We start from the raw sequence: 22,692 nt of genomic DNA, 5'->3' as shown, positions 1-22,692 counted from the left end.
GCTTTAACACTAATAAATAGTCAAAGGGAACGCCCATGTATTCATCCTGGTTGCGCGTCACCCCTGACAAAGTCTGACTACGTCGAAAATTGGCCGAAAATATGTTTGGGCGCGCGCGGCTTGAGCTTTTCCGGAAAGACGCCGTCGCAATGACGGAGGTCAGCTTGCGCTTGTTTCGAAGTGCCTCAATCGACGATGTCCAGGCGTTTTCGGGCGACGGCCGATATGATCCTTGACCTTCCAGTCGCTGGAAGCTTTATCTGAAGATGGGACAAAAAGGACGCCGCCAATGAACAACTCCACGACAGAAAGCAAATCAGGACACGAAGGCTGCCATCATGACCACGAGTCTCATCAGGGCTCCGGGTCAGAAGGAATGGCTATCGATCCCGTTTGCGGGATGAAGGTCGATCTTTCTGTTGGCAAACCAAGCCTCGTCTACAAGGATAAGGACTATCATTTCTGCTCGCGGAAATGTCACGACAAGTTCGAAGCAGACCCATGGTTCTACGTGTCCGGCAATTCCGCGAAAGTTGCAAAAAAGACATCGTCCGATGCGCTTTACACCTGTCCCATGCACCCGGAGATTGTTCAGGAAGGTCCCGGCAGCTGCCCGATCTGCGGCATGGCGCTGGAGCCGGTGAGCGGCGTTTCGAACGAGCCGAATCACGAGCTTGTGGATTTCACCCGTCGACTTTGGGTCAGCGCTGGAGCAGCCATTCCCCTGTTGATCCTGACGATGGGCCCGATGCTCGGGCTGCCCTTCAGACAGTGGATCGGAGAACAGACCGCGATCTATCTGGAATTCATCCTCGCAACGCCTGTTGTTTTGTGGGCGGCGCTGCCCTTCTTCCAGCGCGGGATCAACTCTGTCCGCACCTGGAACCTGAACATGTGGACGCTGATCATGCTTGGCGTCGCGGCCGCCTATCTCTACAGCGTCGTAGCGACCTTTTTGCCCGGGCTCTTTCCTGCCGATCTGGCGTCGAAAGAGGGGCATATTCCTGTCTATTACGAAGCTGCGGTCGTCATCATAGCGCTGGTCTTCGTCGGTCAGGTCCTGGAACTGAGGGCTCGCGAACGCACCGGGGACGCGATCCGCGCACTTCTCGACCTCGCGCCGAAGACCGCTCGCAGAATTACGCCCGAGGGCGATGAATACGAAGCGCCCCTTGAAAACATCATGGAAGGCGATCGGCTGCGGGTTCGTCCGGGCGAAAGCGTTCCTGTCGATTCGATCGTCATCGAAGGCGGGTCCTCCGTTGACGAAAGCATGCTGACCGGTGAACCGGTCCCGGTGGAAAAGAGCGAAGGCGATTCGGTCACCGGCGGCACCATCAACAAGAATGGAACTCTTGTCATCGAGGCCCGGAAAGTTGGTGACGAGACCATGCTGGCGCAGATCGTTAATATGGTCTCCTCAGCACAGCGCTCCCGCGCGCCGATACAGGGCCTGGCCGACAAGGTGGCTTCCTGGTTTGTCCCGACCGTGGTGGCCGCCGCCGTCATCGCCTTCGTCGTCTGGTTTCTGGTCGGACCCGATCCCGCGTTCGTGTTCGCCATCGTATCGGCCGTATCCGTGTTGATCATCGCATGCCCCTGTGCGCTCGGACTGGCCACGCCCATGTCGATCATGACTGCGACCGGTCGCGGCGCGCAGGCCGGTGTCCTTATCAAGGACGCCGAGGCCCTAGAACGGATGGCGAAGGTCGATACGCTTGTCGTCGACAAGACGGGCACGTTGACAGAGGGGCGACCGACCCTGACCGGGATCGTCGTATTCGGCGACGCGCAGGAAGACGCCTTGCTCGCATTCGCCGCAGCGATCGAGAAAGGCTCGGAGCATCCGCTTGCCGAAGCGATCGTGGCGGCGGCCGAAGAACGCGGCCTTACGCTCTCCACCGCCAATAATTTCGAGTCGGTCACCGGAAAGGGCGTTCGAGCGTCGATTGAAGGAAAGAAAGTGGCTCTCGGCAACGCCGCGATGATGGAGGCGGAAGCGATCTCCGTGGCCGACGCCGACGAAGAAGCCGACGCCCAGCGCAGCGGAGGAAAAACAGTGATGTATCTCGCTGTTGACCGGACGCTGGCTGCTCTCATCGCCGTCGCCGATCCGATCAAGCAGACGACAGCGTCTGCGATCGCCGCTCTTCACGAGGCGGGTCTGCGGGTGATCATGGCGACCGGCGACAATGAACGCACCGCCAGGGCCGTTGCGGAAAAACTGCATATCGACGAAGTTCGCGCCGGCGTCTCGCCTGAGGACAAGAAGAATTTGGTCGATGAACTGCACCGCGCTGGCCACAAGGTCGCAATGGCTGGCGACGGCGTGAACGACGCTCCGGCGCTTGCCGCCGCCGATGTCGGCGTCGCCATGGGAACGGGAGCAGATGTCGCCGTTGAAAGCGCCGGCGTGACGCTCGTGAAGGGTGACCTGACAGGCGTGTTGCGCGCCCGGCTGCTGGCGCTCGCCACATTGAGGAACATCAAGCAGAATCTGCTCTTTGCCTTCGGTTACAATGCGCTCGGCATTCCGATCGCCGCCGGCGTCCTCTACCCGATCACAGGAACCCTGCTGTCGCCGATGATCGCCGCCGCGGCCATGAGCCTGTCATCGGTGTCGGTGATTACCAATGCGCTGCGGCTGCGCCGGGTCAATCTGGACAGGGCTTGACCTTCCAGCTGCTGAAACCTTTATCCATGGAAAGCTAGCATTGGAGCAAGCCAATGAATATCAGCGCCGCATCGGAACGATCAAATCTGCCTGCGAAGACGATCCGCTACTACGAAGAGATTGCCCTTATCAAACCGTCACGGCTCGACAACGGCTACCGGGAATACTCAGACAACGATCTTCATCGTTTGCGTTTTCTGCAACGGGCGCGCAGTCTCGGCTTCACAATCGATGAATGCCGCTCGCTGCTGTCGCTCTACGACGACAACAACCGGGCGAGCGCTGACGTGAAGTCGATCGCTATCGGCAAAATACAGGAAATCGATCGCAAGATTGCTGAACTTCGATCGCTGCGAGCGACGTTGGCTTCGCTCGCCGACCATTGTCACGGCGACGCCCGGCCGGACTGTCCGATTATCGACGACCTCGCGGGGCGCAGGGATCAATGAAAAGACCGGTAATTCTGGTTGGACTGGCCATATTGGTCGTCGCCGTCGTCGTTTGGCGCAACTATCCGGCCCCATCGAACAACGCCGCCTCCGGAAAGCCGCTGGCGCAGGTGAATGTTCCAACGCTTACGGGCGAAGCAAAGGTTGGTGAAGCGGCTTTCGACGACAACTGCGCCTCCTGCCATGGGCCGGACGCCGCAGGGCAGGACGGCGTCGCGCCGCCATTGGTCCATATCATCTATGAGCCGGGTCATCATGGCGACCAGGCTTTCTATCTGGCCGCCCGACAGGGGGTGCGCAGCCATCACTGGCCCTTCGGCGACATGCCTCCGGTGGAGGGAGTCTCAGATCAGGATATCAGCCGGATCGTGGCTTATGTTCGCGCGTTGCAGCGCGCCAACGGCATCAACTGACTGCCAGTTGACGGAGAAAAGCATGAATTTCACAAAGACTGTCGCAGCAGCGGCGATAATCCTGGCCACAGCTGCCGGTGCTTTCGCCCACAGCGGGGCCAAAGGAGTGGTGAAAGAACGTATGGAGCTCATGAAGGATATCGCCAGGCAGATGAAAATCGTGGGCGGAATGGTCAAGGGTGAAGCGCAATTTGACGCCGGAGCAATGTCACGCGCGGCGTTGGCGATCGCCAGCCACGCCGACGAGATTCCGCAGTATTTCCCGGAAGGATCGCTGGAGGCGCCCAGCGAGGCTCTGCCTGTTATCTGGAAGGACTGGGATACGTTCCTCGAATTGACCGACGATTTTCAGGAAAAAGCGATCGCCTTGTCAAAGTCAGCCGCAAGCGCGACGGACGTCGCCGCTATTCGTCCGCAATTTCTCGAACTTGGCAAGACGTGCTCGACTTGCCATCGAGAGTTCCGGAAGGCTGATTAAGCCGCCCGGCAGTCGGGATTCTGCATACGGCATCTATACAGCAAAGCGCTTCGGACAGTCTGAAAAGCCAGCTTAATCTTCGTGGCCCAGCTCCTTCTTCAGGAGCTTGCGGTCTTCCTGCATCCGCTGGATGGCCTCGTCGCTTACCTCCGGAAATTTCGGGTCGATCCGTTCGAGGGCCTCGACGATGGTGGCCGCTATCACCATTCGGGCGAACCATTTGCTGTCGGAGGGCACGACGTACCAGGGCGCATGCTCGCGCGCCGTGTTCTGGATCATGTCCTCATAGGCGTGCATGTAGTCGTCCCAGCGTTCGCGCTCGGAAATGTCGCTGGCCGAGAATTTCCAGTTCTTGTCCGGCTCCTCGATCCGGTCGAGGAAGCGCCTTGCCTGCTCGTCGCGGGAAACGTGCAGGAAGAATTTCAAAATGACCGTGCCGTTGTTCGCGAGATGCCGCTCGAAGGCGCGGATGTCCTTGAACCTCGTCTTCCACACATCGTCGCCGACCAGTTGATCCGGGATATTCTGGCCTTCCAGGATTTCCGGATGGACCCGCACCACCAGAACCTCCTCGTAATGCGAGCGGTTGAAGATGCCGATCCTGCCGCGTTCCGGCAGCACGCGGGCGTGACGCCAGAGGAAATCATGCTTCAGTTCGTTCGAGCTCGGCGCCTTGAAAGACCGCACTTCGCAGCCCTGGGGGTTGATCCCGCTCATGACATGTTCGATCGCGCTGTCCTTTCCGGCGGCGTCCATGGCCTGCAGCACGATCAGGAGCGCCCATTTGCCTTCTGCATAGAGCTTTTCCTGAAGATCCTTCATCTCCTTGATGTCGGCCGCGATCTGTTCCTTCGCCTCTGCCTTCTCGATGTCGAGACCGCAGGTGTCCGATGGATCGATCCGGTCGAGCCGGAAATCCTTCCCGTCCTTGATGCGGTAGAGTTTTGCGAGGTCTGCTGCCTTCATGAGCGGTCATCCTGTTTCATGTTTCACAACCCTTACCACGCGGACCACGCCGTCAGGAATAGGTGCGCTTTTCCAGGGGCGTCTCGTCGATCTTCGCCAGCAATGCCTCTCTAAGCAGGAGTTCGGCGCGATTGAACCTTGCGCTCGGATTCCAGGCGACATGTACATCGATCGCCGGCACCTGATCGTAGGGCGGCAACTGCCACAGTAGCCCATCCTCGACATCTCGGCGCATCACATGGACCGGAAGCGGACCGATTCCAAGTCCGGCGATGATCATGCGGCGGACCTCCTCCAGATGGGCGGAAGTGCCGACGATCCGGTCTTCCAGATTGGCCTGGGCGCGCATCAGGGCGACCGGGCGCAGCGCGTCGTCCATCTGGTCGGTCACGAAGCTGACCGAAGACTGCCCGGCAAGGTCCGCCATCGTCAGGTTTTTGCGCCCGAAGAGCGGATGGGAGGGGCCGCAGAAAAGGCCAAAATATTCGCGGTAAAGCCGTCGATATTCCAGCCTGTGGCTGCGTTGATGCACGAGGCAGACTGCCATGGAGGCGCGCCGCGATGTGACTTCGGCAAGCGCATGCTTGCTGGCTGCGACCTCGATCGAGATCGTTGCCGCCGGATGGGACTTGTGGAACTCCGTCAAAGCGTCGTCGAAAAGCGGCGAGACCACATGGCTTGCCATGGCGATTCGAACATGTCCCCGCACCTCGTCGGTCACATCCCGGACCAGTGTTCCCAGTCGTATGATGGCGCCCTGGATGTCGATCGCCTCACGGTACAGCAACTGGCCGGCTTCCGTCAGCCGGAAATGACCGGGAGAGCGATCGATCAGCCGCCGGTCCAGTCGTTCCTCAAGGCGCTTGAGGGCGCTCGACACCGTCGGCTGCTTCAGCATCAGCCGGTCGGCGGCCGCCGTCACGCTGCCGGCTTCGGCGAGCACGATGAAGGTCCGAAGCAGGTTCCAGTCGAGCTGACGCGCCAGTTTCTCGAAATCGCCTTCCGACGCCATCATAAATTCAATCTATAATTCTGATTGGTATTATCTATTTGACCTATTGTTGCCTGCTCGTCACGATCAATGCAATCAAAAAAGGGGAACCGCATGACCGTCGAGGCGCGTGAAGCCCGACAACCATGGATCTTGTTGTCGCCAGCGCTGCTGGTGGTGACGCTTCTCCTGTTCGTGCCCCTCCTGTTCATCATTGTCTATTCGTTCTGGCTGAGGACAGCGACAGGCGCCGACGAGGTCGGCTTCTTTCTCGACAACTGGCGGGAGGCGCTCGGCGATCCGTTCTATCGCGACATCCTGCTCAATACGCTGAAGATCGCCGCCGTCACCACCGTCGTTTGCGCGGTCGCCGGATACCCGGCCGCCTATTTCATTGCGCGTTCGAAGGGTAACAAGGCGCTTCTGCTGCTCCTGCTGATGTTGCCTTTCTGGGTGAGCTACATCATCCGCACCATGTCATGGATCAACATTCTGGGCGTATCCGGCGCGCTCAACACATTCCTGATCTGGACCGGCCTGATCAACGAGCCGATCCAGATGCTTTACAACGAGGCCACCGTCATCCTTGGACTCGTACATTTCCTGATGCCGTTCATGATCCTGAACGTCTTCGTCAGTCTCGACGGGATAGATCGGAATCTGGAAGACGCCGCCAGTTCTCTTGGGGCGACCCGGATCCAGGGTTTCCGTGAGGTGACCCTGCCGCTCTCTCTCCCGGGTCTGGCGGCCGGCGGCCTTCTGTGCTTTGTCCTGGCGGCCGGCACCTACATCACGCCGCTGGTTCTCGGCGGTCCGACCGACGCAATGTTCGCCAATCTGGTGTTCGAGGCGATCATCACCCAGCTCAACTGGCCGCTGGGTTCGGCGCTGTCGCTGATGCTGCTCGTTATCCTCGGCGCCCTCGTGCTGCTCTACAATCATTTCCTCGGCATGGCCCAGTTGATGAAGGGGCTCGGCTGATGGGTTGGATGTTGATCCGGGTGTGGGCCATTCTGGTCTATATTTTCATGTTCCTTCCCGTAGCTGTGGTCGTGCTTCTCAGCTTCAACGCCAGCCAGTTCGGAAGCTTTCCGATGACCGGTTTCTCCTTTCGCTGGTTCATCGAGCTCGCGAACAACGAGGCGATCCTGCGGGCCTTCCGAACCTCGATCATCCTTGGCGGCCTGACGGCGCTTGTCTCCACCACGCTTGGCGTGCTCGCAAGCCTTGCGCTGATCCGCTACAAGGTGCCGGGACAAAACCTGATCAGCACGGTCCTGATCGCGCCTATTCTGGTGCCGGAGGTGGTTCTGGCCGTGGCGCTGCTGCTGTTCCTCAACTTCCTGTCGCTCAACAAGAGCTTCGCCCTCCTGCTCTTCGGCCATGTCATCTTCACGCTGCCGTTCGTCATCCTTGTGGTCCAGGCGCGTCTGGTCGGCATCCGGCGAGACATCGAGGAAGCGGCTCTCAGTCTCGGCGCGAACCCGGTCCAGACCTTCTTCCAGATCACACTGCCGCTATTGATGCCGGCGGTGCTTGCAGGCGGGCTCTTCGCCTTCACAATCAGTTTCGACGATATTACCGGCACCCTGTTCTGGAAGCCCGGAGGCGTCGAAACCGTACCCACGCAAATATTCGCGATGCTGCGCAATTCGATTTCTCCGGAGATCAACGCGCTCGGCACCGTGATGATCTTGCTCACCGTCGGACTGCCGGTTCTGGGGCTGGCGATCGCCCGGTGGGCCTCGATGAAAAGCGGCGGCTGAACCCAGGAAGTAATTCGACCGTCAACCATGGAGATGGAAATGGAAAGCACCAAGAGATACGAACGACTTCGCGAACGCTATATGAACGGCGACCTCGACCGGCGAACTTTTCTCGGCCTGATCGGCGCTGCGAGTCTTGCATACGGGGTTTCTTCGCCCTTCGTCCGGGAAGCCAGCGCAGCGGTGGAAGAGGTCCGGTTTGACGGCTGGGGCGGCGTGGTCTCCGAGGCGTTTCGCAAATACGCCTTCGATCCCTTTACGGCTGAAACAGGCGTTAAGGTCGTCGACGGCACCTTTGGCGGTTCAGATGAATATCTCTCGCGCGTCAAGGCCAGCCAGCCGGGCGAGTTCAACATCGCTCACCTTTCCGGGGTGTTCGACTACGCCCGCTACGCCCAACTAGGCCTCGCCTCAGACCTCAACACAGACAACATTCCCAATCTGCAATATGTCATTCCGAAGCTGACCGAAGTCTTCAGCAAGGTCACGGACGGAACGCTGTCCTGTGTTCCTTACGACTACGGCACCACCGGACTTGCCTATAACCGCAAGCACATCTCCGACGACGAGATGAAGGAAAAGGGCGCGAAGATCCTGCTCGACGAAAAGCTCAAGGGCAAGATCAGCGGCTGGAGCGCCTGGCGCACCCGTATCTGGTACGCCTCGCTGCAGACGGATCAGGATCCGAACGGCGCCACCGACATGGACGCGATCTGGGAGGCCATTCGCGAGAACCGCGATCTGTTGCTGAAATACTGGAGCTCCGGCGCCGAACTGATGAGTCTGCTCGCAGAGGAGGAGGTCTATGTCACCGAGGGTTGGTCCGGTCGTATCTACGCGCTTCAGGAACAGGGCCACGACATCGGCTACATGGATCCACCGAACGGTTTCGGCTGGCAGGAATGCCTGTTCGTGATCAAGGGATCGCCGATGCCGGAATGTGAGGAGCTCCTCAACTTCATGCTGGCGCCTGAAACGTCAATCGCGGTGGCCGAGGGCCAGAACTATCCGCCGGCGCTGGATCCGACCAAGGTCGACCTCGGCAAGAAGATACCGACGCTGCCGGCTTTCGATCCGACCGGCACGCTGTCGGGCCTGACCTTCGCCGATCCCGCCTACTGGAATGGCCATGAGCAGGAATGGTCGAAGCAATTCGGACGTATCCAGAAAGGCTACTGACCCGAAACACCCGTCCGGCGCCCATCAATATGGGCGTCGGTCGTCCTTCTCATCAACAACGCAGGATGCTGGACGTTGAGTGCCGTCTCCCTTACCGACATCGTCAAGCAATTTGGCGATTTCACCGCTGTTCACCGCATGTCCCTCGACATCGCCGAGGGCGGTTTCGTCACGCTCCTCGGGCCTTCCGGCTGCGGCAAGACCACGACGCTCAGGATGATCGCCGGGCTGCTTGATCCGACCGAGGGCGAGATCGCCATCAAGGGCAAGCGGGTCAACGAGGTGCCGATCCACAGGCGCAATCTCGGCCTGGTCTTTCAGAACTATGCCCTGTTTCCCCACAAGTCGGTGGCCGATAACATCGCTTTCGGCCTGAAATACCGCAATGTCCCCCGTGCGGACCGGGCGGCAAAGGTCAAGGAAGCGCTGGATCTCGTGCAGCTTCCGCATGTCGCCGACCGCTATCCGCGCGAACTTTCCGGCGGTCAGCAGCAACGTATCGCGCTTGCCCGGGCCATCGTGATCGAACCGGACGTGCTGCTGCTGGACGAACCGCTGTCGGCGCTCGACGCCAATCTGCGCGAGGACATGCGTGTGGAGCTGAAACGCATCCAGCATCGCATCGGCGTGACCACGGTTTTCGTCACCCACGACCAGTCGGAGGCGCTCGCCATGTCCGACGAGATCATCGTTATGTCGGCCGGCCGGGTAGAGCAGGCGGGTCCGCCCGAAGCCGTCTACAATACCCCGGCCAGCGAATTCGTCGCCCGCTTCCTCGGCGCATCGAACGTGATCGAGGCGCAATGCACCGGGCTCGACGGCCAGGAGATAGCCGTCGAAAACGCCGATCTCGGAAAGCTTGTCATTCCCGCCGACAGGGGGCCGCTCGTGAAGGCGAAAGGCCCGGTCAAGCTCGTCATTCGAGCCGAGAAGCTGGCGCTTGCCGAGCCGGGCGCTGCAGACAGCGCTACAAACTTTGCGGCGAAGGTCGAGGCGGTCGACTACCAGGGCCAGGCGGCCCGTTACTTCATCCGCGTTGGCGACCTGCAACTTCAGGCAATCAACATGATCGACACCAGCCCCCATGCCGAGGGCGCGGATGTGTCGGTCGGTGTCCGTCCGCGCGATTGCACCGTTTTACCAGGGAGCGGTGAATGAGCGAGCATCGCAAGAGCCATCTTTTCTACCAGACGCGCCACCGCCGGCCGGTCCTCGACCAGGCGCGGGGCGTCTATATGTGGGATGTCGAGGGAAAGCGCTATCTCGACGGCTCTTCCGGCGCGATGGTCTGCAATATCGGCCATTCCAACCCGCGAGTGCTGGAAGCCATGCGCCGGCAGATGGAGAAGTCGACTTTCGGTTATCGACTGCATTTCGAAACGGAAGCAGCCGAACAGCTTGCCGCCAAGACGGCGGAACTCGCGCCCGACGGGATGGAGCGGGCCTTTTTCACATCCGGCGGATCGGAAGCCGTCGAAAGCGCCATCAAGCTTGCGCGCCAATACGCCGTGGCGCGCGGCGACAGCATGCGCTGGAAGGTCATCTCCCGATTTCCCAGCTATCACGGCGCGACGCTCGGTGCGCTGGCCGTCACCGGATACTCGCCGATGACCGTGCCTTTCGAGGCGATGATGCGGCCGATGCCAAAGATACCTGCTCCGCGAGCCTATCTTGACGGGCTCGACCCGGAGGATATCGCGACTGGCCGGCACTATGCCGCGATGCTCGAACAGAAGATCCTTGAAGAGGGACCCGAAACGATTCTCGCCTTCCTGGTCGAACCGATCGGCGGCGCGTCGACCGGCGCACTGGTTCCGCCGGCCGGCTACATGCAGGCGGTCCGCGAAATCTGCGACCGCTATGGCGTGCTGCTCATCCATGACGAGGTGATGTCGGGCGGCGGCCGCACCGGCAAATTCTTCGCCGCCGAACACTGGAATGTCGCGCCCGATATCCTCGTCGTGTCCAAGGGGTTCGCGGCCGGTTATGCGCCACTCGGCGCCATGGCTGCCAGGGACGAAATCGTCGACGCCGTGCTCGACGCCGGCGGCTTTATCCACGGGTACACCTATGCCGGCAATCCGCTTGCCTGCGCCGCTGGTCTTGCGGTTATCGAGGAGATCGAGAGCGAGGACCTGATGGCCAACGCCACACGGATGGGCAACCTGCTGAAACAACGGCTCGAGGGGCTGAAGCAACGCTTCGATTTCGTCGGCGATGTCCGTGGCGTGGGATTGCTTCTCGCCTTCGAGCTGGTTTCCGACCGCGTGACGATGAAACCGTTGCAGCGTGAACTGATGGCCTATGACCGGCTGGTCGAAATGGCCTATCAGCGGGGACTGATTATCTATTCGCGCCGGACGCGCGGCGGTTACGACGGGGATCACTTCATGGTCTGTCCACCGGTGATCGCCACCGAGACCCATGTCGAGGAAATCATGGAAAATTTGACGGCCGCGCTGGAGGAGTTTTCGGCGCTCGTGTCGGTAGAAAGGCGGATCGCCTGAGTTGGCCCGAGCAAGATGAGCAAAATCATCATTACATGCGCCGTCACCGGCTCCATTCATACACCGTCCATGTCGCCCTATCTGCCGGTAACGGCCGACGAGATCAGCGAACAGTCGGTCGATGCAGCCGAAGCCGGGGCTTCAATCCTGCATTTGCATGCGCGTGATCCCGAAACCGGCCGACCATCGGCCGAGGCCGGGCATTTCATGGGGTTTCTGCCGCGCATCAAGCAGGCTTGCGACGCCGTCGTCAATCTGACCACCGGCGGCAGCGCCCTGATGACGCTGGACGACCGGTTGGCCGCGCCCAAGGCCGCAGAACCTGAAATGTGTTCCCTTAATATGGGGAGCATGAACTTTGCGCTCTATCCGGCGGTCGCCCGGATCGATGATTGGAAGTATGACTGGGAGAAGCCGTTTCTGGAAGGATCGGACGATCTGGTCTTCAAGAACACGCCACGCGACATCGCCCACGTGCTGACCGAAATGGGGACACGACGCGGCGCCCGCTTCGAATTCGAATGCTATGACGTCAGCCATCTCTACATGCTGCGCCATTTCGCCGATCGCGGCCTGATCGAAGCGCCCTATTTCATCCAGTTCGTCTTCGGCGTCCTCGGCGGCATAGGCGCGGATACGGACAATCTGAGCCACATGAAGCATATTGCGGACAAGCTCTTCGGCGACGATTATGCATTTTCCGTGCTGGCGGCGGGACGTCACCAGATTCCATTGACGACGATGGCCGCTGTCATGGGCGGCCATGTCCGCGTTGGCCTTGAGGACAGCCTGATGATATCCCGGGGAAGGCTTGCAAAATCCAATGCAGAACAGGTCGAGAAGATCCGTCGGATCGTGGAGGAACTGGGCCGCGACGTAGCGACGCCTGCTGACGCCCGCTCCATGCTGGGTCTCAAAGGAGCCGACAGGACGGCGTTCTGACAATGACCTGTGACAAAATCAGACCGGCGACGATCGCGGATATCGAGGCTCTCGACGCAGCGCTTCGGGATCTTTCGGCGCATATGGGCGATAGCCACAAGGCGACCGCCGACGATCTGAGTCGCGCCGGCTTCGGCGATCATCCGAGCTTCCGGGCGCTTGTCGCCGAACGGGACCAGACGGTTTCGGGCGTCGCCCTCTATTCGCCCGTTTTTTCCACCGTGCGCGGCGCATCCGGGATCTATGTTTCGGATCTCTGGGTCAGCGATGCCGTTCGGGGCTCCGGTCTCGGCCGGCGCCTGCTGGCGGCCGCCCTCGACGATGCAAGAAAGCGCTGGGGCGCGACCTACATCAGACTGACCGTCTATCACGACAACACGGGTGCGCGCGCCTTCTACGAGAAGCTCGGATTTATGGAAAACGACGAGGAACATTATCTGATCCTCTCCGGAGAGCAATTGCAGGAACTTTCAGGGATAGACGATGAAGGCGATAGTTGATCCGCGCCAGGCGCGACACGATCCGAAACATTTCATGGCCAACGGCGCCATATTGCAGAATCCCGAACAGCCGCGCCGGGTCGAGGTGCTGCAGGCCGGGGCCGAAGCCGCCGGGTGTGTGTTCGAGGCGCCTGATGATCATGGCCCGGGTCCGATTGCAGCCGTGCATTCGCCTGAATATCTGGTCTTTCTGCAGACGATCCACGAACGCTGGATGCGGATCGAGGGTGCTTCCGAAGAGGTGATCCCCAATATCCACCCGGATAACCGCACCGCCAGTTACCCCCGGTCGGCGGTCGGGCAGGCCGGATTCCATCAGGCTGATACATCCTGTCCGATTTCTGCCGACACCTGGGCGTCGGCCTATTGGTCGGCGCAGACGGCCATTTCCGGGGCGGCGGCGATCCTGGACGGAGAACGCGCCGCCTATGCACTGAGCCGTCCGCCCGGCCATCATGCCTTCGGCGACCTGGCGGGCGGATTCTGCTTTTTGAACAACAGCGCAATCGCCGCCCGCTATCTGGCTGGCAAAGGTCTGCGGCCGGCGATCCTCGACGTCGACGTCCACCACGGGAACGGAACACAGGGCATTTTTTATCGGCAAAGCGATGTCCTGACAGTTTCAATCCATGCTGATCCCGTTCGCTTCTATCCGTTCTTCTGGGGTCATGCCCACGAACGCGGCGAAGGCGAGGGGCTGGGTTGCAATCTCAACCTGCCGCTGCCGCGCGGAACCGGCGACGGCGACTACATGAGAGCCTTGAAGACCGGGCTCGAAAGGATTGCCGCATTCGGCGCCGATGTCATCGTCGTTGCGCTCGGCCTCGACGCCTATGAAGATGATCCGCTTAAGGGGCTGGCTGTCACGACCGGCGGTTTTGCGGTTATAGGCGGGGCCATTGCGTCATTTGGCGCGCCGGTCCTCTTCGTCCAGGAGGGCGGTTATCTCTGCGACGGATTGGGCGCCAATCTTGCGAGCTTGCTTGAAGGTTTCCAGGCTGTCTGAGCGCGAAGCAACAAGCGAATATGGGCCGAAAACCGGATACCAATAGCCAAGGTCGCGCTGCGGCGCGCAATCCCTTGTCTTCTGGACTGCGATGTCAATTACGGGTAGCTTGCGCGCGGGCCGAAACTCCGGGGGGAACACATTGTCTGCATCCGATTATATAATCCTTGATGAGCGTTTCGCCGGCCTCATCCACGTCAACGCCGCTCCGGAAGTTCTCTGGGATGGTGGACGCTGGACGGAAGGCCCGGTCTATTTTCACGCCGGCCGCTACGTCATCTGGTCCGACATCCCCAATGACCGGATCCTGCGCTGGGACGAGATGAACGGCGCGGTCGCTGCCTTCGAACAGCCTTGCCGCAACCAGAACGGCCACACGCTCGATCGCGAGGGCCGGATGATTGCCTGCGAGCACAGGTCGCGTTGCATCAGTCGCTACGAGCATGATGGAACCCGCACGGTGCTTGCAGACGCCCATGAAGGCAAGCCGCTCAATTCGCCGAACGATGTTGTGGTCAAATCGGACGGGTCGATCTGGTTTTCCGATCCCTCCTACGGGATCGACAGCGATTATGAGGGCGACGCCGCCCCTGCCGAACAGGACGGCCGCCATGTCTACCGCATCGATCCGGCGGGCGAGATCACGCGTGTGATCTCGGACATGAAGCAACCGAACGGTCTTGCATTTTCGCCTGACGAGAGCCTGCTTTACGTCGCCGACACGGGTGGGACGCATTTTCCTGACTGCGCGCCGGTTATCAGGGCTTATCCGGTCTCACCGGACGGGCGTTCGGTTGGCGCGGGAACCGACTTTGCGACCTGTAGCGAAGGCTTTTTCGATGGCTTCCGGGTGGATACGGGCGGCAATATCTGGTCGTCCGCCGGTGACGGCGTGCATTGCTTCGCGCCGGATGGCGCGTTACTCGGGAAGATCCTGATTGACCAGGTTGTTTCGAATCTCTGTTTTGGCGGTCCGAAGCGCAACCGTCTGTTCATCTGCGCGACGACGACCCTTCGCGCGATCTATGTCAACGCCACGGGGTGCTGAAAAAGAACTTGCCGCAGCGAAATTGGCGTGAAACGCGGCTCGCTCGAACCTGTATAATGTCCCGAATCGGACAGGCGCCGCCAAGGTGCGGCGAGACAGGGATCAAGCGATGCTTTCCAATACATTGACGCGGCGGATCGAATGGGGTGACTGCGATCCGGCCGGGATCGTCTTCAACCCGAACTTCTTCTCGTTTTTCGATCACAGCGTCACGATGCTCTACGAGGCGGCGGGGCTGCCAAAGCAGGAGATGGTGGCGCGCTATGGCATCGCCGGATGTCCGCTGGTCGCCACAAATGCGCAGTTCAAGGCGCCTTGCCGCTATGGCGACGAGATCGAAATCGTCAGCAGCATCGCCGAGATTCGCAAATCCAGTTTCGATATCGTTCACGCGCTGACCAAAGACGGCGCCTTGTGCGTCGAGGTACGGGAAACGCGCGTCTGGACGCGGAAGGATCCCGAGACGGGCGAACTTCAATCCACGCCCATTCCAACGGATGTCGTCGCCCGCTTCCGCGGGAAGTGAATCTTATCCGCCGGTATATTGCGGCGCTGCGGCGTCGAATTCCTTGCGCAGGTTGACGTTCACGCGCCGGTTCTGGGCCTTGCAGGCGAGATCGGAGCAATTGCGCACCAGGCGCTCCTTGCCATAGCCCTTGGCCCACATCCGGCGCCGGTCGACGCCCTTTGAGGCCAGATAGTCCATCACCGCGTTCGCCCGCTTGTCGGACAGCGCCACATTGGCTGCGTCGGAACCAGGGTCATCGGCGAAACCCTGCAGCTTGATCAGCCATTTTGGATGGCGCACCAGCCACTGGGCTTGCAGGTCCATCGTTTCCAGCGCCACATCGTCAAACTTGGCGGATCCGGAAGCAAAATAGATGCGTCGCCCGACGGTCATCACGAAATTCTCTTCGCTGTCGGATTTCGCATTCGCAAAGCCGACGGCCGGATCGTCCGTGCTGCCGCTCAGCGGGTCGCCGAGGCTTGCAGTTGTGCAGCCGGAGGCGCCGAGGCCGCCGACCAGCAGGGCGCATGCGATCAATGCGTGAAAGATGGACTTCATGGGTATCGAAACCTGCCTTTAAGTATCGGATGGCGGCGCGTCAGGCGCGATCGGATATATGTTCCAGCACCAGGACGGAGGTGCCGACCGGCACGCGCCTGTAGAGATCGATGATATCCTCGTTGAACATGCGAATGCAGCCGGACGAAACGTCCGATCCGATCGACCAGGGTTCGGCCGTGCCGTGCAGGCGGTAGCCGGTGTCGCCCTTGTCATTGTGCAGGTAGAGACCCCGCGCGCCCATTGGATTTCTGGGGCCGCCTTCCATCATCTGCGGCAGCCCCGGCTGGCGCGCGTGCATTTCCTTTGGCGGCGTCCAGGTGGGCCAGCGCTGCTTGCGAGCGACATTGGCGCGGCCGAACCACTGAAATCCTTCGCGGCCCACCCCGACGCCGTAGCGGATCGCGGTGTTGTTTTCCCAGATCCAGTACATGTAGTGGTTGTTTGTATCGATCACGACGGTGCCCTGCGGCTCGTCGGAGAAATACTTCACCATCTGGCGTTTCCAGCGGTCATCGATGGAATCGAAGTTTGTGTTCGGATATGTGTATCCGCCATCCGTCGTCGAGCCCTTGAAGTAGCGCGACGCGTTCGACTGGGCCGCTGCGCTGCGAATGCCGGGGTGTGCGAGCGCCGCCGCAGCGAGCGCGCTGCCAAGAAAAATGCGCCTGTTCATGTAAATCCTCCTGTGCCGGAGAAATATTCCGGCGGAATTCATCCTACGGGTTCATGATTGCTAGTGATTGCCCAAATTTGGGAAAAGGTCAATGAATCGGCATGGTTTCCTGTCGAAATCGCTCTTGGCCGGGCCGGTTGCGGCGCTGATTCGCACCCATTTCGGGTCGTGTGCGCCACGGCTGATTCGCGCGCGCTGAACAGCGCTGTTCACGGTTTCGTGATGACGGAAACGCACACATTCCGATTCATGCGTCAGGTCTGAACTGAATCTCTGATTGTAAAAAATTCTTACACACTGAATCATGATTAAACGTGTCCTTAACCATAGTCTTTAAGGACTAACTCTTCAATTTATTGATGTGCATAAGTATAAGTTTGTGTATATATCTCGCATATAATTACGAGAAATTTATAAAATATTCCAAAATCCGATGGGGAATATTTTGAAATGACAAATTTAAAAGCAAAAACGAATAATGTATTGCGAAATTGAAATCGGCCAGGATGGCGAAAAAACAACCCAAACTTGCGTTCCAAGGGTGATCTCTACTGTGGCTCGGGTAAATATGTAAACGTTAAAACTGTCTTGGAATCAGTAGTTTGGTGGAGTTTACCTCCCTTTCAGACCGTTCAAGAATTCGTCAGTAAGTAGATACTGTTGCAGATTCACAACTTACATCGAAAATGCAGAAAATTTCGCGTCATTTTAGTTGTTGCAAGAACTGGCGAGTGTTAATCCTTCCTTGTTATCGGGTGATATGAGTTTGAATCAGCGTAGTCTCATCGGGAGAATGCGCTTTACCGGGGGAGCAAGAAATTGCTGAGTCACACTAATACGTCTTCCAATCTGAAAACTTTGCGCCGCAGGCTTGTCGCAGGCGTATCCGCTGTAGGACTTACAGCGCTCGCAGTTCCCGTCGGTGGAATACTGATGTCCAGTCAGGCTCTCGCGAATGAGGAATGTAACCCTGTAGGGCCGCTCAACCCCTTTACTGTGGGATGCGGATCGGGGCCATATAATGACGGTATTACCTATAGCAACGGTAACACCGGCTCCAATCCAGGAATATTCGTATTCACCAACTCACAGGTCAATGGCGGTGGATTTACTCTGTTTGGTAGTGAGCCAGGCGTATCACTTTCGACTGACGCCAATGGTCAGTACCTCGTCATTGAAGTGAATCAAGTCGAACCCGGCGCGGCTCCTAATATCGTCGGGGGATCAGCTGGTGGTTCTGCAAGTGGCTTCCTTGCGCAGACGACTGGGGACAATGCCGACATAACCATGACCCTGAATGCGGGTAGTATTACCGGCGGGAGTGCCGGAATCGATGCTGCAGGCCTTCGCCTGAGCACGGATGGTGACGGCTCCCAGATCGATTTCACTCAGAATGCCGGCTCCGTTACAGGAGGGAGTGCTCTCGGAAATGCTCCAGGTCTGCAGCTTCTCACGGGTGATGTTAATTCACCGGTCAACTTCACGATGAATGCCGGAACCATTACTGGAGGTAATGCCGGTCTTATTGGTGATGGAGTATTCATCTCAACCAGTGACTCGAATTCACCGATCACAGTGCTGACCGCTGAAGGTACGACCATCACTGGCGGAACCGGTGCTTCCGCAAACGGTATGTCTCTTTTGACTTTCGGTGGTTCCAATATTGATGCTGAGATCAACGGAAACATCATAGCAACGGACACGAACGGTGGTGGCGATGGTATTGCGGCAGGTCTGCTGGCAGTCGCAACCGGCGGCGACGCCAATGTTGACCTGATGGTTGGACCGAACTCTTCCGTTAGCGGCAGTGCGGCTGGCGTCGTAGGTATTGCCGGGGTCAACGGAACGTCCAACGTCGATGTTTACGGAAATGTCAACCAGACAAGCACGAGCGTGAGCTTTTTGCCGACGCTCGACATACCGGTGGGTGTAGCAGCGGTTACAGCGGGTACGGGTGACGCCACGGTCACGACATACGACGGCAGCCTGGTGACCCAGGATGGCGCTGGCGGCGTCGGCGTCGCTGCAGCCGCCTTTGGTTCAGGCAGTGCAACAGCCACTGTCGGCGACGATGTCGAATCCGACGGTCTTGTCGGAGTTCTCGCTTTGTCCGGTACGGGGTCCGCCTCGGCAAACCTGTTCGGCGGCAATGTGCTTGGCTCCTCGACTCCGGCGCCGGTTATCGGTGTGGGCGCTGTCGTTCTCGGCGGTACAGAGGACGCCAACGTAACAGTCGGTGACGGCGTTGCTCAGGATTCCAGCGTCGATGCAACCGGCGTTGCCCTTCTGGGTCTGAACCTCGGAACCGGCGACGTTAATATCAGCTCCGAAACGCCAGATCCGGACGGTGACGATAATGTTATCTCCTCGGACGGCATCGGTGTTCTGGGTCTCGCGCTCGGCGGCGGAGACACCAATATCGATACTGGTCTCGTCAACGCTGACGATGCGGGTGTTGTTGGTGTTGGCAACAACGTCACCATCAATACTGGTGAAACCAATTCCGGCGGTCTCGGCGTTGCCGGTCTCGGCGGCGGAACCGTCAACATCACAACCGGCGACACGACCTCCAACACCAACCTCGGCGGCGGTCTTGGAGGCAGCGGCGTTGTGGGCGCGTCTTTCGGCGGCGACGTGAATGTCACCACGGAAGGCAAGACCACGGTAGCCTCGACGTCGGCTGCTGACGCAGGCCTGATCGGTGTGGGCGCACTGTCCATCGGCGGCAACGCCACAGTCACGGTCAACGGCGCCATCGATCCGCCGATCATCGGCGCTCTCTCGGTCGCAATCGGACCAGGCACCGCAACGACTACGGTCAACGCCATGACCCAGGCTTGGGTTCTCGGCGCTGGTGCAGTCCAGCTCGGCGGTGGATCCGGCGACGCGATTGTTGAAACCAACGCTGCTATCGAATCCGACGTCATAGGCGTTGGCGCCCTCAATGCCGGCGGTGACGGCGACATCGATATCGATGTCAACGAGTCCGTGTCAGGTTTCAGCGGGGCTAATGTAGGCTTCAACGCGATCCAGGCGGTCAGTCTGCTCAACAGTGGCGACGTCTTCGTCAACACAGGCCTCAACGGTACTCTGGCAGCGGACAATGACGGCATTCAGGTGTCCAAGCTGTTCGGCGACGGCAACGTCGAAGTTGGTGCGGAAGCCGCCATCAATGCAGGCGACGAGGGCATTGAAGTTCTCAGCCTTCTCAATGACGGCAACATCGTCATCGGCACCGGAACAGCCGCTCCGATAACGGCAGGCGATGACGGTATCAGCGCTCTGAAGTACTTCGGCGACGGTAATATCTCGGTCGAGGCCGGTTCTGGTATCATCGCAGGGGATGACGGCATCGAGACGGTTGCCATCGTTTCCGAGGGCAATATTTCCATCACCACCCTGGCGGATGCTACGATTTCTGCAGGCGATAACGGCATTGGCGTGCTGAAGCTCTTGGGTGACGGCAATGTCATGGTCGAAGCCGGTGCTGATATCACCGCAGGAGATGACGGCATCCAGACGATCACAGCCTTCTCGGAAGGCGACGTATCCATCACCACCCTGGCGGATGCCGCGATTTCTGCAGGCGATGACGGTATCTTCGTCGACAAGAGCTTCGGTGACGGCAATGTCACGGTTGAAGCCGGTGCGGGTATTACAGCAACCGGTGATGATGGCATCGAGGCCGTTGTCTTTGGTTCCGACGGTAACGTGAACATCGCGACCAGCGACGGCGGCACGACCGGCGACGGTTCGGACGGTGGCGTGATCACTGCCGGCGACGACGGTATCAGTGTGACCAAGATCTTCGGCGCCGGCAATATCGGTGTCGACGTGAATGCCGACATAAACGCCGCTGATGAGGGCATCGATATCTTCCGCACACTGAGCGGCGGCGCCGGATCGACTATCGACGTCTCGGTAGACGGCACGTCGACCGTGGTCGCCGGTGACAACGGTATCGAGATTGACACCCCCTTTGCCCTGAACGACATCAACGTGTCGGTCGGCACCGGATCGGAAGTCATTGCCGATGACGGCAGCGCCGTGACGATCACAAGCTTCTCGGTTCTCGGCGACAACGATATCACCGTTACCTCCGACGGGCTGCTGCGCGGGGAAGGCACCTTCTTCGAGCCGGTTGTCTTCGTCGGCACCGATGGCACGGCGATCGTGAACAACGCCAGCAACGGCATGATCATGAGCGATACCGGTGCGTGGGACGACAATGCGATTTCCGTCCTGGCCGGAAACGACATCCAAGTCTACAACTCTGGTGATGTCTACGGTAATATCAACGCGACCAGCTTCAACAGCTTTGCGTTCGTCGAAAACTCCGGATATTGGGCCACATCGGGCTTTAACAACGTTTGGGCTCAACAATCCGCCTACATACAAAATAGCGGTGTGATCGAAACCGACGGTATTACGTTGTTCTCCTTTTCAAGCGTTAGTGGTCAGACTTTTGTCGACAACGATGGAGAAATTTACGTTAACGGCTTCACGAGCTTCGGCGGTCCGATCTTCGGCATTGACGAGTTTGCCAATGACGGACTTCTCAGCATGGTCAACGGAACGTCCGACTACGGTCTGGCCACAATCCCGGTCTACAATTCCGGTGTCGGTGACGTCACGGTCGTAGCCGGTAACTTCGTCGGAAATCCGGATAGCCGATTGGCTGTTGACGCTGAACTCGGCGGTGTCGGGACCTCTTCCTCCGACCTGCTGGTCATCACCGGTGACGTCGACGGCCAGACAGAAGTCTACGTCAACAATGTCGGCGGCTTCGGCGCCTACAACCCGGTCGGTATTCCGGTTGTCGGGGTCCTGTCCGGAAACACCGATCTCGGCGATTTCGTGTTGGCAAACGGTCCGATCGACACAGGTCTCTTCAGCTACGACCTGTTCCTCGACGCGCCGTCGGATCCCGCACAGTGGACGCCAGGCTTTGCTCCGGCCACCAAGGGCTGGGTGCTTGCTTCCTACGCAGACTCCAGCGCCTACATGTTCGCCCAGGCGGCCAGCATCGCCCAGAACATGTGGCACACGACGGCCGATGGCTACATCGACCGCTCCAGCGACCTGCGTGAGATCTACGGCTCCACGGGTACGGGCGTCTCGACGGCCAATGCCGACTTCATCGAGGCAGCGCCTCCACCCGCAGCGCCTGCGGTCAACAACAACGGCAACGGCGTGTGGATGCGTGGTATCGGTCAGTATGCCGAGAGCGAAGGCAGCCAGTCGTTCGAAGCCTTCCCGGGTCAGTTTGTATCCTTCAACACGGACTACAACGAGACGCTCTGGGGCATTGAGGGCGGCGTCGATCACGCCTTCCACATGAACAACGGCAGCACGCTGGTGCTTGGTCTGATGGGCGGATACGTCACCAACTCGGTTGAGTTCTCCGGTCTTGGCGATGAAGCCACCATCGACGGCGGCATGGCGGGCATCTACGCAACCTGGGTCAATGGCCCCGGCTACATCGACGCCCTGTTCAAGGCGGACTTCCTGACGGCCGACTTCTCGGTCGGTGGCGCCCCGGCTTCGACGGACATCCTTAACCTCGGTGGTCGCATCGAAGGCGGATACCGCTTCACCAACGCCGGCGGCTACTACATCGAGCCGGTCGCAAGCATCGCTTACGTCAGTTCCGACCTCGACGACCTGAACGTGCTCGGTACGCCGGTGTCGATCAACAGCGACGATAGCCTGCGTGGCAAGATCGGTGGTCGGGTTGGCGCCAGCATGATGGTCGGTAACGGAAAGATGGATCCCTACATCAATGCCTATGTCGGCGGCGAGTTCCTGGGTGACAATTCTGCGGTCATCTCCGGCCTGACGCTTCAGGACGACATCTCCGGCGTGTTCGGAGAAGTCGGAGCCGGCTTCAACTGGTACGACGCAGCCAACAGCTGGTCGGTGTACGGTCAGGCGAACTACATCTTCGCCGACGACTACTGGGCCGCAAACGGTACGATGGGTGTTCGTTACTCCTGGTAGCAGTCATGCCACGCCGGACCCCGGTCCGGGA

The 22,692-nt window shown here is 59.5% G+C and carries 19 protein-coding genes; 15 read left to right on the top strand and 4 right to left on the bottom strand.

The genetic code is table 11. The features are described from left to right. Positions 1-376 precede the first annotated feature (376 nt). The 4 genes from K1W69_RS11530 to K1W69_RS11515 are packed head-to-tail and all read left to right on the top strand — an operon-like array spanning position 377 to position 4,014. A complete protein-coding gene (locus K1W69_RS11530; protein WP_258571002.1) occupies positions 377-2,674 on the top strand; it encodes a heavy metal translocating P-type ATPase in 2,298 nt (765 codons plus the stop codon). A gap of 53 nt (positions 2,675-2,727) precedes the next feature. Beyond that, positions 2,728-3,123: a Cu(I)-responsive transcriptional regulator gene (gene cueR / locus K1W69_RS11525; RefSeq protein WP_220228495.1), complete on the top strand. Its 396-nt coding sequence runs from the start codon at positions 2,728-2,730 to the stop codon at positions 3,121-3,123. Further along, entirely contained in the window at positions 3,120-3,536 is a 417-nt protein-coding gene (locus K1W69_RS11520) for a c-type cytochrome (RefSeq protein ID WP_220228494.1), read from the top strand. Before cueR ends, K1W69_RS11520 begins: the two co-directional genes overlap by 4 nt. 22 nt (positions 3,537-3,558) lie before the next feature. Then, positions 3,559-4,014, top strand: coding sequence for a c-type cytochrome (locus K1W69_RS11515; protein WP_220228493.1), 456 nt, complete (start codon positions 3,559-3,561; stop codon positions 4,012-4,014). A gap of 72 nt (positions 4,015-4,086) precedes the next feature. Here K1W69_RS11515 and K1W69_RS11510 read toward each other — a convergent pair whose 3' ends face one another. Both K1W69_RS11510 and K1W69_RS11505 read right to left on the bottom strand, forming a co-directional pair. After that, entirely contained in the window at positions 4,087-4,980 is an 894-nt protein-coding gene (locus K1W69_RS11510; RefSeq protein WP_220228492.1) for a polyphosphate kinase 2 family protein, read from the bottom strand. Between the two features lie 52 nt (positions 4,981-5,032). Continuing rightward, positions 5,033-5,995 carry a LysR family transcriptional regulator gene (locus K1W69_RS11505; RefSeq protein ID WP_220228491.1) on the bottom strand — a complete coding sequence of 321 codons (963 nt, stop codon included), beginning with the start codon at positions 5,993-5,995 and terminating at the stop codon, positions 5,033-5,035. Positions 5,996-6,085: 90 nt separating this feature from the next. Here K1W69_RS11505 and K1W69_RS11500 point away from each other — a divergent pair, with 90 nt between their 5' ends. The 10 genes from K1W69_RS11500 (at position 6,086) to K1W69_RS11455 (ending at position 15,445) form a co-directional block, all read left to right on the top strand. Further along, positions 6,086-6,952 carry an ABC transporter permease gene (locus K1W69_RS11500; protein WP_220228490.1) on the top strand — a complete coding sequence of 289 codons (867 nt, stop codon included), beginning with the start codon at positions 6,086-6,088 and terminating at the stop codon, positions 6,950-6,952. After that, a complete protein-coding gene (locus K1W69_RS11495) occupies positions 6,952-7,737 on the top strand; it encodes an ABC transporter permease (protein WP_220228489.1) in 786 nt (261 codons plus the stop codon). The genes K1W69_RS11500 and K1W69_RS11495 overlap by 1 nt, the downstream gene beginning before the upstream one ends. A 39-nt stretch (positions 7,738-7,776) precedes the next feature. Then, the gene (locus tag K1W69_RS11490) at positions 7,777-8,916 is read left to right on the top strand and encodes an extracellular solute-binding protein (RefSeq protein WP_258571001.1); all 1,140 of its coding nucleotides are present in this window, start codon (positions 7,777-7,779) and stop codon (positions 8,914-8,916) included. Between the two features lie 75 nt (positions 8,917-8,991). Beyond that, positions 8,992-10,074 (top strand): ABC transporter ATP-binding protein, encoded by a 1,083-nt coding sequence (locus K1W69_RS11485; protein WP_220228488.1) that lies wholly within the window; start codon positions 8,992-8,994, stop codon positions 10,072-10,074. Continuing rightward, positions 10,071-11,423 carry an aminotransferase family protein gene (locus tag K1W69_RS11480; protein WP_220228487.1) on the top strand — a complete coding sequence of 451 codons (1,353 nt, stop codon included), beginning with the start codon at positions 10,071-10,073 and terminating at the stop codon, positions 11,421-11,423. The genes K1W69_RS11485 and K1W69_RS11480 overlap by 4 nt, the downstream gene beginning before the upstream one ends. Before the next feature lie 15 nt (positions 11,424-11,438). Continuing rightward, positions 11,439-12,365: a 3,5-dioxohexanoate:acetyl-CoA acetone transferase gene (kce, locus tag K1W69_RS11475; protein ID WP_220228486.1), complete on the top strand. Its 927-nt coding sequence runs from the start codon at positions 11,439-11,441 to the stop codon at positions 12,363-12,365. Between the two features lie 2 nt (positions 12,366-12,367). Next, positions 12,368-12,865: a GNAT family N-acetyltransferase gene (locus tag K1W69_RS11470; RefSeq protein ID WP_220228485.1), complete on the top strand. Its 498-nt coding sequence runs from the start codon at positions 12,368-12,370 to the stop codon at positions 12,863-12,865. Next, on the top strand, positions 12,849-13,871 hold the full coding sequence (locus K1W69_RS11465) for a histone deacetylase family protein (RefSeq protein ID WP_220228484.1): 1,023 nt from the start codon (positions 12,849-12,851) through the stop codon (positions 13,869-13,871). Before K1W69_RS11470 ends, K1W69_RS11465 begins: the two co-directional genes overlap by 17 nt. A 142-nt stretch (positions 13,872-14,013) precedes the next feature. Next, positions 14,014-14,919 carry an SMP-30/gluconolactonase/LRE family protein gene (locus K1W69_RS11460; RefSeq protein WP_258571000.1) on the top strand — a complete coding sequence of 302 codons (906 nt, stop codon included), beginning with the start codon at positions 14,014-14,016 and terminating at the stop codon, positions 14,917-14,919. Between the two features lie 109 nt (positions 14,920-15,028). After that, positions 15,029-15,445, top strand: a complete 417-nt coding sequence (locus K1W69_RS11455; RefSeq protein WP_220228482.1) for an acyl-CoA thioesterase — start codon at positions 15,029-15,031, stop codon at positions 15,443-15,445. A gap of 3 nt (positions 15,446-15,448) precedes the next feature. Here the strand turns inward: K1W69_RS11455 and K1W69_RS11450 are convergent, their stop codons facing one another. Both K1W69_RS11450 and K1W69_RS11445 read right to left on the bottom strand, forming a co-directional pair. After that, positions 15,449-15,985, bottom strand: a complete 537-nt coding sequence (locus K1W69_RS11450; protein WP_220228481.1) for an OmpA family protein — start codon at positions 15,983-15,985, stop codon at positions 15,449-15,451. A 40-nt stretch (positions 15,986-16,025) separates the two neighbouring features. Continuing rightward, the gene (locus tag K1W69_RS11445) at positions 16,026-16,661 is read right to left on the bottom strand and encodes a L,D-transpeptidase (RefSeq protein WP_220228480.1); all 636 of its coding nucleotides are present in this window, start codon (positions 16,659-16,661) and stop codon (positions 16,026-16,028) included. Between the two features lie 1,632 nt (positions 16,662-18,293). Between K1W69_RS11445 and K1W69_RS11440 the strand changes: the two genes are divergently transcribed. Further along, positions 18,294-22,661 (top strand): autotransporter domain-containing protein, encoded by a 4,368-nt coding sequence (locus K1W69_RS11440; RefSeq protein WP_220228479.1) that lies wholly within the window; start codon positions 18,294-18,296, stop codon positions 22,659-22,661. The last annotated feature ends 31 nt before the right edge of the window (positions 22,662-22,692 follow it).

The organism is Flavimaribacter sediminis (assembly GCF_019492055.1).
Taxonomy (GTDB): domain Bacteria; phylum Pseudomonadota; class Alphaproteobacteria; order Rhizobiales; family Rhizobiaceae; genus Flavimaribacter; species Flavimaribacter sediminis.
This window is presented reverse-complemented; position numbering and strand designations above follow the sequence as displayed.

Bases quoted from the DNA above. Each gene is read 5' to 3' on its own strand.
- K1W69_RS11530 (WP_258571002.1), top strand. From the start codon at position 377: ATGGCTATCGATCCCGTTTGCGGGATGAAGGTCGATCTTTCTGTTGGC.
- cueR (WP_220228495.1), top strand. From the start codon at position 2,728: ATGAATATCAGCGCCGCATCGGAACGATCAAATCTGCCTGCGAAGACG.
- K1W69_RS11520 (WP_220228494.1), top strand. From the start codon at position 3,120: ATGAAAAGACCGGTAATTCTGGTTGGACTGGCCATATTGGTCGTCGCC.
- K1W69_RS11515 (WP_220228493.1), top strand. From the start codon at position 3,559: ATGAATTTCACAAAGACTGTCGCAGCAGCGGCGATAATCCTGGCCACA.
- K1W69_RS11510 (WP_220228492.1), bottom strand. From the start codon at position 4,980: ATGAAGGCAGCAGACCTCGCAAAACTCTACCGCATCAAGGACGGGAAG.
- K1W69_RS11505 (WP_220228491.1), bottom strand. From the start codon at position 5,995: ATGATGGCGTCGGAAGGCGATTTCGAGAAACTGGCGCGTCAGCTCGAC.
- K1W69_RS11500 (WP_220228490.1), top strand. From the start codon at position 6,086: ATGACCGTCGAGGCGCGTGAAGCCCGACAACCATGGATCTTGTTGTCG.
- K1W69_RS11495 (WP_220228489.1), top strand. From the start codon at position 6,952: ATGGGTTGGATGTTGATCCGGGTGTGGGCCATTCTGGTCTATATTTTC.
- K1W69_RS11490 (WP_258571001.1), top strand. From the start codon at position 7,777: ATGGAAAGCACCAAGAGATACGAACGACTTCGCGAACGCTATATGAAC.
- K1W69_RS11480 (WP_220228487.1), top strand. From the start codon at position 10,071: ATGAGCGAGCATCGCAAGAGCCATCTTTTCTACCAGACGCGCCACCGC.
- kce (WP_220228486.1), top strand. From the start codon at position 11,439: ATGAGCAAAATCATCATTACATGCGCCGTCACCGGCTCCATTCATACA.
- K1W69_RS11470 (WP_220228485.1), top strand. From the start codon at position 12,368: ATGACCTGTGACAAAATCAGACCGGCGACGATCGCGGATATCGAGGCT.
- K1W69_RS11465 (WP_220228484.1), top strand. From the start codon at position 12,849: ATGAAGGCGATAGTTGATCCGCGCCAGGCGCGACACGATCCGAAACAT.
- K1W69_RS11455 (WP_220228482.1), top strand. From the start codon at position 15,029: ATGCTTTCCAATACATTGACGCGGCGGATCGAATGGGGTGACTGCGAT.
- K1W69_RS11450 (WP_220228481.1), bottom strand. From the start codon at position 15,985: ATGAAGTCCATCTTTCACGCATTGATCGCATGCGCCCTGCTGGTCGGC.
- K1W69_RS11445 (WP_220228480.1), bottom strand. From the start codon at position 16,661: ATGAACAGGCGCATTTTTCTTGGCAGCGCGCTCGCTGCGGCGGCGCTC.
- K1W69_RS11440 (WP_220228479.1), top strand. From the start codon at position 18,294: ATGTCTCTTTTGACTTTCGGTGGTTCCAATATTGATGCTGAGATCAAC.